This window comes from Pseudomonas sp. BN607, from assembly GCF_029871175.1.
Classification (GTDB): Bacteria; Pseudomonadota; Gammaproteobacteria; order Pseudomonadales; family Pseudomonadaceae; genus Aquipseudomonas.
Genome location: NZ_SSOE01000018.1, coordinates 83,322 through 93,854, shown reverse-complemented (window position 1 = coordinate 93,854; position 10,533 = coordinate 83,322). Strand labels below are relative to the sequence as shown.

General features: G+C 62.6%; 6 protein-coding genes. All 6 read right to left on the bottom strand.

What is annotated here, in order from left to right:
- Window positions 1–240 precede the first annotated feature (240 nt).
- The 6 genes from E8E68_RS01755 to E8E68_RS01730 all read right to left on the bottom strand — a co-directional run bounded on the left by E8E68_RS01755 (window position 241) and on the right by E8E68_RS01730 (window position 10,414).
- Window positions 241–1,014, bottom strand: coding sequence for an enoyl-CoA hydratase (locus tag E8E68_RS01755; protein WP_110746974.1), 774 nt, complete (start codon window positions 1,012–1,014; stop codon window positions 241–243).
- Between the two features lie 13 nt (window positions 1,015–1,027).
- A complete protein-coding gene (locus tag E8E68_RS01750; protein ID WP_280339372.1) occupies window positions 1,028–2,155 on the bottom strand; it encodes an acyl-CoA dehydrogenase in 1,128 nt (375 codons plus the stop codon).
- Between the two features lie 8 nt (window positions 2,156–2,163).
- Window positions 2,164–3,357, bottom strand: coding sequence for an acetyl-CoA C-acyltransferase (locus E8E68_RS01745; protein WP_280339370.1), 1,194 nt, complete (start codon window positions 3,355–3,357; stop codon window positions 2,164–2,166).
- 12 nt (window positions 3,358–3,369) lie between these two features.
- Entirely contained in the window at window positions 3,370–4,137 is a 768-nt protein-coding gene (locus E8E68_RS01740; RefSeq protein ID WP_280339368.1) for an SDR family NAD(P)-dependent oxidoreductase, read from the bottom strand.
- A 15-nt stretch (window positions 4,138–4,152) separates the two neighbouring features.
- A complete protein-coding gene (locus tag E8E68_RS01735) occupies window positions 4,153–5,799 on the bottom strand; it encodes an AMP-binding protein (RefSeq protein ID WP_280339366.1) in 1,647 nt (548 codons plus the stop codon).
- Between the two features lie 124 nt (window positions 5,800–5,923).
- On the bottom strand, window positions 5,924–10,414 hold the full coding sequence (locus tag E8E68_RS01730; RefSeq protein ID WP_280339364.1) for an NEL-type E3 ubiquitin ligase domain-containing protein: 4,491 nt from the start codon (window positions 10,412–10,414) through the stop codon (window positions 5,924–5,926).
- Window positions 10,415–10,533 lie beyond the last annotated feature (119 nt).

Here is a 10,533-nt window from a genome sequence, read left to right as displayed (position 1 = left end):
CCAAAAAACGCTGGCTCCCATCATCCGGCCCCTACGCTACGCTCCGGGGTCCCCTCGCTACGGTCATGCTCCCGGGAGTACGCGCCGAAGGCCCCATCCATGGGGCCTCAGCGCTTGACGGGCATCCATGCCCGTCACCTCCCTCCGCATGCCCTTCGCTCGGCCTACTGAAGTCGCAATCTGTGTCGCCTGGACTATCGCGCGCTTAGAAGCAAAAACAACGGCAACGAGTCGATCTGATCAGCGATCCTTGAACTGTGCCTCGCGCTTGGCGATGAAGGCGGCCATGCCTTCTTTCTGGTCTTCGGTAGAAAACGCCGCATGGAACACCCGACGCTCAAAGCGCACACCCTCGCTGAGGGTAACCTCAAACGCGCGGTTGACGCTCTCCTTGACCATCATGCTCACCGGAATCGACTTGCTGGCAATGGTCGCCGCCACTTTCAGCGCCTCTTCCACCAGTTCCGCCTGCGGCACGATCCGCGCCACCAGCCCCGCACGCTCAGCCTCTTCAGCGCCCATCAGGCGCCCCGTCAAGCACAGCTCCATGGCCTTGGCCTTACCCACCGCGCGGGTCAGCCGCTGGGTACCGCCCATGCCCGGCAACACGCCAAGGTTGATTTCCGGCTGGCCGAACTTCGCGTTGTCAGCCGCAAGGATGAAGTCGCACATCATCGCCAGCTCGCAGCCGCCGCCCAAGGCGAAGCCGGACACCGCCGCGATGATCGGCTTGCGGCGGTTGGCAATGCGGTCGGCATCGCTGAACAGGTCATCGACGTAAATCTGCGGGTACCGCAGTTCAGCCATTTCCTTGATATCGGCACCAGCGGCAAACGCCTTGGCCGACCCGGTCAGCACCACGCAGCCGATGTTCGGGTCACGCTCGAGCTGGTCGAGGGCCTGATTGATCTCGCCGACGATCTGCGCATTCAGCGCATTAAGCGCCTGTGGGCGGTTGAGGGTGATCAGGCCGACCTTTCCGTGGATGTCCAACAGGATGGTTTCGAATCCCATGCAGTCTGCTCCTTCAAAGATTACGCGCAATGACCATGCGCTGAATGTCGCTGGTGCCTTCGTAGATCTGGCAAACCCGAACGTCGCGGTAGATCCGCTCCAGCGGGAAGTCACTCAGATAGCCATAACCGCCCAGGGTCTGCAAGGCATCCGAACAGACCTTTTCGGCCATTTCCGAGGCAAACAGCTTGGCCATCGACGCTTCCACCAGCGCTGGGCGCCCGGCATCCCGCAGCGCGGCGGCGTGCATCACCATTTGCCGGGCCACGGCAATTTTCGTCGCCATGTCGGCCAGGCGGAAGGCCACTGCCTGGTGCTCGATCAGCGCCTTGCCAAAGCTCTGGCGCTCGCTGGCGTAGTCGCGTGCCACTTCGAACGCCGCGCGGGCCATGCCCACAGCCTGTGAGGCGATACCGATGCGGCCGCCTTCCAGATTGGCCAGGGCAATCTTGTAGCCCTCGCCTTCGGCACCCAGGCGATTGGCCACCGGTACCCGTACATTGTCGAAGACGATCTGGCAGGTGTCAGAGGCGTGCTGGCCGAGTTTGTCCTCGACCCGCGCTACCTGATAGCCAGGCGAGTCGGTGGGCACGATGAACGCGCTGATACCCCGTTTGCCAGCGCTCGGGTCGGTCACGGCAAACACGATCACCACACCGGCATTCTGGCCCGATGTAATGAATTGCTTGCTGCCACTGAGCACGTAGTGGTCGCCATCCAGGCGTGCGCGGGTCTTCAGGCTGCTGGCGTCAGAGCCGGCCTGCGGTTCGGTCAGGGCAAAAGCGCCGAGCATCGCGCCGCTGGCCAGTGGCGTGAGGAACTGTTGTTTCTGCGACTCGGTGCCGAAACGCAGGATCGGTACGCAACCCACGGAGTTGTGCACGCTCATGATGGTCGAGCAGGCACCATCACCGGCTGCAATCTCTTCCAGAGCCATGGCGTAGGCTACATACCCCGTATCGCTGCCGCCCCACTGTTCAGGCACTAGCATGCCAAACAGGCCCAGTTCGGCCATTTCAACAATGGCCTCTTTCGGAAAGCGGTGTTCCTTGTCCCATTGCTCGGCAAAAGGCTTGAGGCGCTCCTGGGCGAAGGCGCGTACCGCATCGGCGATCTGTTGTTGCTCATCAGTTACCAGCATGGTTCACCTCAATACACGCATTCGACAGCCATGGCCGTGGCTTCGCCACCGCCAATGCAGATGGCCGCTATGCCACGGCGCAGGTTGTTCTGGCGCAGGGCCGACAGCAAGGTCACCAGAATACGTGCGCCCGAGGCGCCGATCGGGTGGCCGAGGGCACAGGCACCACCGTGGATGTTGACCTTGTCGTGTGGCAGGTCGAGGTGCTTCATGGCCGCCAGGGTGACCACGGCGAAGGCCTCGTTGATCTCGAACAGGTCAACTTCGCCCAGGCTCCAGCCGGTCCGCTTCATCAGCTTGTCGATAGCGCCGATCGGCGCGGTCGGGAACAGCGCCGGGGTGTCTGCGAAGGCAGCGTGGCCATGGATCACCGCCAGCGGCTTGAGGCCACGCTTGTCGGCTTCGGAGCGGCGCATCAGCACCAGCGCCGCAGCACCATCGGAAATCGAACTGGAGTTGGCGGCGGTCACTGTGCCGCCCTCACGGAAGGCTGGCTTGAGCTGCGGAATCTTGTCCAGCCGGGCCTTGGGCGGCTGCTCGTCATCCGTGACCATGCGCGTTTCCTTACCTTCGGTGACTTGCACCGGCACGATCTCAGCGGCGAAACGGCCGTGTTTGATCGCTTCCTGCGCCCGGGTCAGCGAAGCAATGGCGAAGTTGTCCTGGGCTTCACGGCTGAAGGCGCCGCTCTGCGCACAGTCCTCGGCAAACGTGCCCATCAGTCGGCCTTTGTCATAGGCGTCTTCCAGGCCATCCATGAACATATGGTCGATGATCTTGCCGTGCCCCATGCGGTACCCCCCACGGGCCTTGTCCAGCAGGTACGGCGCGTTGGTCATGCTTTCCATGCCGCCGGCCACCACCACATCGGCCGTGCCGGCCAGCAGCAGGTCATGGGCCATGATCGCCGCCTGCATGCCTGAGCCACACATCTTGTTCAGGGTGGTACAAGTGGTGTGCTTGCCCAGCCCGGCGCCCAGCGCCGCCTGGCGTGCAGGGGCCTGGCCCTGGCCTGCTGGCAGCACGCAGCCGAACAGCACCTGCTCGACGCTGGCGGCGTCGATACCCGCGCGCTCGACGGCGCCACGAATTGCCGCGCTGCCCAGTTGTGGCGCGGTCAGGCTCTTGAGGTCGCCCTGCAGGCCGCCCATGGGGGTGCGCACGGCACTGACGATAACGATCGGATCATTGGCGAGGGTCATGTCCATTACTCCTTACTTGGCAGCCATGCGCAGCGCACCGTCGAGGCGGATCACCTCGCCGTTGAGCATGCTGTTCTCGATGATGTGGCGAGCCAACGCCGCGTACTCCTGCGGGCGGCCCAGGCGGGGTGGGAACGGCACACCCGCTGCCAACGATGCGCGCACCTCGTCGCTCATACCGGCCATCATCGGCGTTTCAAAGATTCCCGGGGCAATGGTCATGACGCGGATCCCAAAGCGTGCCAGCTCGCGCGCGGCCGGCAAGGTCAAGCTGGCGATCGCACCCTTGGAGGCCGCGTACGCGGCCTGGCCGATCTGGCCGTCATAGGCGGCGATGGAGGCCGTGTTGATGATCACCCCACGCTCACCACCCTCATCGGCAACCCCTTCGGCCATGGCTGCTGCGGCCAGGCGCAGCAAGTTGAAGCTGCCGACCAGGTTGACATTGATGACCTTGGCGAAGCTGGCCAAACCATGCGGGCCCTGCTTGCCCAAGACCTTCTCGGCACCGACGATACCGGCGCAATTGATCAGCCCATGAAGGCTACCAAAGGCGCTGAGCGCGGCATCGACTGCCGCCTGGGCGGCCTGCTCGTCGCTGATATCGGCGACCGCGAAACGGGCGCCGTCACCCAGTTCGCGTGCCTTGGCCTCGACGGCCTGGGCATTGAGGTCGACCAGCATGACCTTGGCGCCGGCCTCGACCAGCATCTGCGCGGTAGCGGCGCCCAACCCGGAGGCGGCGCCGCTGACGATGAAATGTTTGTTGGCTATGTGCATGATCGGTTTTTCCTTTCAGGCGCTGGCAGGGGTGGCCTGTTGCGCTTGTTGTTTGGCGACTTCCTGATTACGCAGGATGAAGCGTTGCAGCTTGCCGCTCGGGGTCTTGGGTAGCTCGCTGACGAATTCGATTTCGCGGGGGTAGGCATGCGCATATAAACGCTTGCGCACATGCTGGCGCAGGGTCTCCTCAAGTTCGGCACTGCCGTTGTAGCCGTTGGCCAAGACCACGAAGGCCTTGATAAGCTCGGTACGCTCAGGGTCCGGCTTGCCGATCACTGCCGCCTCGATCACCGCCGGGTGCTCGATCAGCGCGCTTTCCACATCGAAGGGGCCTACCCGGTAACCGGATGTGGTGATCACGTCGTCGCTGCGCCCGACGAAGCTGATGCTGCCGTCCTGGTTCAGCTCTACGGTGTCGCCGCTGAGGTAGTACTTGCCGACGAAGGCTTTGGTCGGCAGGCCGTGGTAGCCACCAAACCAGCACAGCGGCGATTGTTCGCGGTCGACCGCCAGGATTCCCGGCCGCCCGGCCGGCAGCTCGCGCCCCTGCTCATCCAGCACCACAATGCGGTGGCCGGGAATGGCAAAGCCGGCCGAGCCCAACTGCACCGGGTGCTGGAGGCCGTGATGATTGCACAGCACCATGCCCAGTTCGGTCTGCCCGTAGTGATCGTGAATGGTCACCCCCAGTTCGTCGGCGAACCAGCGGATCACTTCCGGGTTGAGCGGCTCGCCAGCACTGCTGACCGCCCGTAAACGGCCCTTGATCGGGGCCGAGAAATCATCGCCAGCAGCAATCAGCATGCGGTACGCGGTGGGCGAGCCAGCCAGGTTGGTGATGCCCAGTTTGGCGATGACCCGCGCGCAGCTGTCAACGCTGAACGGGCCATCGTAGAAGGTGGTGGCATGGCCCAGCGACAACGGGCCGGTGACGGCGTAATACAGCCCATAGGCCCAGCCCGGATCGGCCAGGTTCCAGAAGTTATCCGTTGGCTGCAGGTCGATGGCATCGCGCATGTAGCCCTGGAAAGCAACGATTGCACGCAGCGGGACCTCCAGCGGCTTGGCCGGGCCCGTGGTACCGGACGTGAACATCAACAGGAAAGGATCGTCACCCGTCCGCATGACCGGCTCGCAGACACTGTGAGCGGCCTCCAGAGCCTGATGAAAATCCAGCTCGCCGGCAGCGGCGCCCACGGTAACGACAAGCGGGCAGCCCACGACTTCGTCAAGCTTGCACCGGTTGCCGTGGTCAGTGACGACCACCTTGGCGTGGGATTGCTCAAGCCGGTGCTCGATGGCCTTGGGACCGAAGGCCGTGAACAGCGGCTGGTAGACCGCCCCCAGGCGCCACGTGGCAAGGATGGTTACCAATAGCTCAGGGGTCCGCGGCATAAGCCCGGCAACCCTGTCGCCAGCCTGCACGCCTTGCGCCTTCAGCACATTGGCAAAACGGGTGGCCAAGGCCTGGAGCTGGTCAAAACTGTAGCGCTGGGTATCACCGTCACGGCCCTCCCAGATCAAGGCAGGCCGGTCGCTGCCAACGTGCCGGTCGCAGCATTCTACACAGGCATTGAGGGCTGCGAGGTTACCGTGCAGCGCTTCAATGGCTGCCTGGTTGAGCTCGAACGAACGAGCGGCCTCGGCGTAATCACGCATCGTCGGACTCCTGGTTTCTTGTTGTTGGAGTGGAACCATCGGTCCGACGATGTTCGCGCCGCGCACCTCATGCGGCAATGGCCAAAGCTGTCAATCTGGATGACCGGTTTGGCCGCTGCCGGCCTCAAGCCTGGCCGCGCTCCTTGCCATATAACAGTTGGTGAGTCAGGCGCACCAACAGGGCCCGCTCGTCCTGGTCGCGTTCGATGGCCAGGTCGTCAAGGCGTTGGGTGAATTCAGCGGGGGCAAGTTCGGCACGCTGCTGCTCTACCCGCTGTACGCGGTCCTGATAGACGCGCTCCAGGTTGGTGAAATACTCGCTGCTGCGTTCGCGCAGGTACCGCTGCCAAAACTCGCGCTGGGCCAGACTACGCGACAGGTTGGGCAAGGTTTCAGCCTCCCTGACTCGACGGAACGCCTGCGCAATGGTTGCATCACTAACCCCCGCCGTTTCGCTGACATCCATGGTCTGTGGCTGGAAGGGCAGCTGCAGGACCTTGCTCAGCTTGATGCGGAAATACAGGTTGATCGTGTCGATGGTATCGTCGTCAACAAACTGGCCAAGCCCTGCGCGTCGAGCTGTTTCGGCAGTGGCCCGTCGCTCGACGTGCTCCAGCCGGAACAAGCCCCGCCCAAGCTCAAGCAATTGATTGCCGCGATCAGGTGACGTGTTGTTTTCAGCCTGGGCAATCGCTGCCCGGTTGAGCAAATCGCTGAAGCGGCGAACGACGCGGTTGATCGGGCCGAACGGGGGGCGTAACTCGGCGAACACTTCCGTACGCAACGCCGTATTGCTGTACACGGCATCCAACAGCGTCCACAGGTTGCCACGCAAGTTCTGGCTGGCGTTGACATAGTCGGTGGTGCGTTCCAACTGCTCAATCAGGGCAAACAAACCGACGCTGTCAGGCATGCCTGCCAATTCATCCCACTGCCGCCCTCGCGCCTGCAAAGTGCTGGGCTCGCTACCCCCCACCCAAAGCGAACGTGCCCGTTGCAGCCCTTTCAACGAAGGCGAAGGCATTGCCCCCTCTTCCAGAATGACATCGAGGGCATACAGGCGCTGCACGTCATAGGTGCTGAGGGGGTTGCGCATCACCACGAATATATGGCGAAAGTACTGCGGCATCCTCAGGATAACTTCCGGTATTACCTTCAGGTGATTACCACTCAAGTTCACTTTCTCGAGTGTGCTGCACAGTTCGAGACCACTCGGCCAGACGCTCAGCCGGCAATGCTGTAAATCCAGCTCACGTAAATGAGACAGCTGGTTATAGGGCACGGGGTATTGCCCCAACGGGTTGTAACTTAGGTCAATCGTTTCCAGCCGAGGGAGACCGTTGATTGCGCTGATGGTGCTAAAGCTCAGGTGAATGTTGTTACGAGCCAGGCGCAAGGTGCGCAGCTCGATAAGGTAGGCAATGCCTATTGGTACTGCAGATAGCTGGTTGCCGACAAGGTTCACCTCGGTCAGGGCGGTAAGGCCGTGCAGGAAGTCCACTGGCACGACAGTCAGCGCGGTGTCGTTGATCACTAATGAAACGAGGCGTGGGAAGTCCACCGACAACGGCAATGACGGGAGTGTCGTGATGCTTGGCCCCTCCAGCCTGAGGCGCTGGCCAATGATGTTTCCTTCGCTGTCGTAAACCTGTTCGCCCTGGAAACGCCAAGCCCTGCGAATGCTGTCAGCGACAACCTTTCGGCAGGTTTGGCGGGCCTCGTTCAATTCGCTGCCATGCCATTGGTTGAGTGCCCGATCCAATCGGTTGTAGCTATCCTCCAGATCCAGCAGGTGCTGGAATGCCTGATCACCGAAGCCTTGCAGGCGTACGACCTCTTGCTCGAGCTCGACGTCACCGAGCCCTCGGTACAGTACCCCCAGGCGTGCGCGCAACAGCTGCTGCAGGCTGGTACCGGCTTCGCCACGGCCGCTCAACAGATAGCCAACCCTGCCATTGGTCAAACGCTGGCCGGGGTTGAACCACGGGGCTTGCTCACGCCATCCGAGCAGGTGCAGGCGGGCGGTGCGCGTGTCTGGCACCAAGGCCTGGAGCTTGGCACGCAATAGCGCGGCAGGCTGCTCAGCGGGCAACCCCATTCGGCTGAGCTGCTCGGGCGTCAGCAGAGCGGCAAGGGCCTGAAAGATCGTGCCTGGTTCGGCGACTTCTGCGGAATGTTCATAGCCCTGCCCATCGAACAAGCGAAAACGTCCGTTGGCATGGACCAGTGACACGGTTTCACCTTCGGTCGACATGGCCGACAGCCGGGTCAGCAAACGACCGTAGGGCGAGCCGTCGCGTAACGCCACTCCGAGCTGCGACGGCCAGTTGGGCAGCCTCGTCAGCAAGTTGATCACCAGTTCCCCGGCCTCGTCTGTGTAAGCACTGCTTAGAAACAGGCCCTGCACTGCCCGGTCCAGCCGCGCCAGCTGCGACAAGAAGCGCGCCTTGGTCGCCATCTTCACAGACAGCTTGTCGAGCCCGGAAAGCTTCGCCTGGGCGTTATCGGCTTCGGCCACGACCTCCGCGACATAGGCGTCAGGCAAGTGGGGGAAGTCACGCTTGACCAACCTGGCTACGGGGTCATCCGGCAGCCTGATCCGGGTCAGATGCTGCAGCAGAGGCCCCTCCAGCTGCGGCTGCTGCTGCAGCAAAGCGGCTTTGAGGGCGGCCGGATCCAAGGCCGTCATTCCAGGCCGGGCCAGGCACCACGCCTGGATCTCGGCATCCCCCCCCACCACCGATGCATCGCCAAGTGATGTAAAGAATGCCTCGATACGGGTGTTGGCATCGAAACGCCGCAAGGTCTCGCGCAGGGTAACCGGCAGCGGGCGGTTCTCAATTATCAGGCCGCGGAGTATGTCCTTGCTAATGCCCGCCATCTGTACGATCTGCTCTGCATGTTCGGTGCTCAGCGGTGCCTGTAATGGCCACAACGTATCGAGCATGCGGGCGCTGTCACCCCAGGTCTGCGGGCGCGCCGACCGTACATGCCAACTGCGCTCTCCATTGAACTCCACTATGGGTCCAAAGGCCTCATCACCGCGGGGATGACGCAGCCGCCACGGCACCTGCGCCTGCGGGCGATGAACCTCATGGTAGCGATCACCACTGCGCATCCAGCGGCGTGTTCCGCTGCCATACAAGCCATCATCAGCCAGGGTGCGTTCATCAGGCGTCGACTCGTAGACCGTGAGATCGCTGGACCATAGCCGTTGCTGGCCGTTGTCCAGCCTCACCGGCTCAAGGCCATCGACAAAGCGGCTGCGCACAAAGTGGCCGGTAGCGCCGATCACTGCACCCGTCACCGCAACCTGGGCGAAGGTCTCAGCCACACCAAGCAGGTGCTCCAGCGCTTCATGCTGGTGTCCGTACGCCCAGTCCGTCACACCCTCGTAGACCTCGGAAACGGTTTGTACCAGCATTCGCCCCAGCAGCAACTCCCCCACCACAGGGACAAACATGCCGGCCAGATTGGCCACGTCCCAGCCCAGCGACTTCCAGCTTGCCTGGCGCTGTTTGGCCGCCCGTGCATCCGCTTGTGCCAGCGGCACCAACAGCAAGCTGGCGTCGCTTTTTATCCGTTCTACTTGCTGCGCGACCAGCCGTACAAACACGTCACCCTGGCCAGTCGTGCCATCCATCTGCAGGTCAGGCTCTGGGTCTTTGAGACGTGTCTGAAGCAGCTGGACGAAGTCTTGACGGTCCTCAAGCGCAATCAACTGGATAAAGTATTTCTGGTATTCAGGTGCATTCAGCCGCTTGACCATGGCCTGATGCATCTGCCCCAGCGTGAGGAAGTGATGCAGGGCCTGCGACGGGTCGCTGGGAAGATAGAGGACCCAGCCACTTGCCTCACCTGCTACGTCACGCAACGGGATCACCAAGGCATCTGCCACAGGCTTGCCGAGCACGGTCAACAACCCTGGGTAACCTTGCAGGTGCCGGCCCTCACTGTGCTGGGCATCCGCCACCTCGGCCAGCGCCGCACACACCTGCGCGTCCAGGTCACCCTGGATCACTGCCAGCTCAGCAGCCAGCCGGAGCCCCGCCCGCTTTTCCGCGACAAGCAGCTTGCACGTTTGAGCGTTGAAGGTTTGATCAATCAGGGTTTGATACAACCTGCCAGTGTCCAGATCCCTGCACGCTTTCACAAAGGCATCGTCGGCGCGATAGAGCACCTTGCGCCCGCCGTTGACCACAAACTCACCGCGTAGCGGCGTGGCGCCGCTGGGAAAGTTCTGCATCAGGCGCAGCAGCGCGGATTGGCGCACCTCGATCGTCCCCAGGGAAAAACCGAGAAAGCCGTCGCTAACCACCTCGCCCTCGGGTTCAAGCCACTCAAGCTCGTTCAGTTTGCTGCCCGCGGGCAGCCGGCCCTTGAGCAACGTGCCAAGCTTGTCCAAGGCGAAGGTTTGTAGCGGGACAAGCCCCCGAGTGGCTGCGCGTACGTTGTCCTGCCCGGCCTTGTGTTCCTTGAACAGGTTGCGCAGGCGTTTGATTTGTTGCGGGGTTGCTGCACGCAACCATTCGGGCAGCAGCTTGCCAATGAAGGCGTCGGTTGCGCTGGCGCGTGTCGGGGTCTGGGCACTAGGGGCTTCGGTGGGGTTGGCCATGGTGGAGGGCGATCTTCGTTGACATGGGAAACACCCACTCTGTCAGCTGATACACGCCGTCATCAGGGGGAACCTCAGCCACCGGCCCCAGGGCCTGCATGAAACGCCTGGAGAGGAAG